This is a genomic window from Paenibacillus forsythiae T98, assembly GCF_000520735.1.
Classification (GTDB): Bacteria; Bacillota; Bacilli; order Paenibacillales; family Paenibacillaceae; genus Paenibacillus_AQ; species Paenibacillus_AQ forsythiae.
Map to the genome: position 1 here is coordinate 1 of NZ_ASSC01000326.1, position 1,399 is coordinate 1,399.

A 1,399-nucleotide genomic window follows, 5' to 3' on the forward strand; every position below is an offset into this window, starting at 1 on the left:
GCACCTCTTATTCGATAACAATCTTAGAGTTTCTTTAAATTGCTTCGTTTTTCACCAATGCCTACGATCAAACCTTAATCTGCTTCGGCTTCACAGCGCCTTGCTTTACTGCTTCCCTATATTCATACGGAGACAAGTCGTAGATGCTGCCATGGATGCGGATTCGATTGTAATCCTGAATAAACTGACTCACGACTTCATAGGCCTGTGGATATGACTCAAACTCATGTCGCTGGTAGCACTCTGCTTCTATAATCGAATGATAGGATTCGATGTGAGCGTTCTTATTCGGTGTTTTGGGCGGAATTCGCTCGTGTATCATGACCAACTCGTTACAGGCATCCTCAAACAGGTTGCTGATAAATTGTGGACCGTTATCCGAACGTATGACGGGCTTTTCCGCCTTGTCAAAGAGCTGGCGTTTCATCAGCGCTTCCTGCGTGATCTGGACAAGATGTTTTGCTTCACAGGTCAGTCCAATGTGATACGTAACTACGGCTCGATCAAACACGTCCAGGATGCTCATAAGGAAGAAGAAGCGCCCTTCGCCGCTAACCCAGCCATACTTAATGTCGGTCTCCCACAGTTGATTAGAGGCCGTTATAACGCGATTGTTGGCAAGTCGCTTGGGATGCTTAACCTTGAGTTTCCGCTGTGGACGAAGCACATCCATTTGCTTGCACAGACGATAGACTTTCTTCTTGTTAATTTTCAATTGATGGCGTCTTCGAAGAAGCACGGTCAACTTGCGGTAGCCGTAGTTCGCGCCTTCGCCTGCTAAAAACTCCATGATCCATTCGCTAATCTGCTCGTCACTGATTGGCTTACCGTCTTGTGTATAAGATAAACCCGGTGCGCGGCGACCAGCCCTGTGGATGGTTTCCTCCGCTGGCTGCGATCTATTCACATAGGCATAATACGTGGAGCGCTCTACCTCCAGCACACGCAGCACAAAGCGGGTGCTATTCCCTTGTGCAATATATTTCTGGGCAATCTCTATTTTATCCGCAAGTGCGGGTTCGTTTTTTTTAGTAGGTCTTTGAGAATATCCCTCTCCAGCGCTTGCTCGGCAAAGAGCTTCTTGAGCTTCTCATTCTCTTTCGCAAGTTCTGCGTAATCCTCTGCGGTGGGAACAAACTTGGATTGCTTGATGCTTGCCCCATCCAGTTCGTCCAGATCCTTGCGATTCAGTTCTCTCGCCCATCGGAGAACCATCTTTGGGTCAAGCTCGTGCTGTCTTGCAACAGCGGTCATATTGCCGATCTCCTTACCCTTGGCTACGACCATCTTCTTGAAATTAAGATCGTACTGCTTCTTCTTCATTACGTTCCCCTCCGCCTCAATATTATTGTATCGGAGTAAGGGGTGTACTGTCCAAGTTCAAATAGGGGCTAAATAG

2 protein-coding genes are annotated in these 1,399 nt (G+C 47.5%); both read right to left on the reverse strand.

The genetic code is table 11. The features are described 5' to 3' along the window. Positions 1-67 precede the first annotated feature (67 nt). Positions 68-1,000 carry an IS3 family transposase gene (locus L692_RS0110625; protein WP_036723163.1) on the reverse strand — a complete coding sequence of 311 codons (933 nt, stop codon included), beginning with the start codon at positions 998-1,000 and terminating at the stop codon, positions 68-70. Then, positions 997-1,323, reverse strand: coding sequence for a transposase (locus L692_RS0110630; protein ID WP_025699689.1), 327 nt, complete (start codon positions 1,321-1,323; stop codon positions 997-999). Before L692_RS0110630 ends, L692_RS0110625 begins: the two co-directional genes overlap by 4 nt. Between the last annotated feature and the right edge of the window lie 76 nt (positions 1,324-1,399).

What these genes read in the sequence shown, in the direction of transcription:
- L692_RS0110630 (WP_025699689.1), bottom strand. Translation starts at nt 1,323, where the DNA reads ATGAAGAAGAAGCAGTACGATCTTAATTTCAAGAAGATGGTCGTAGCC.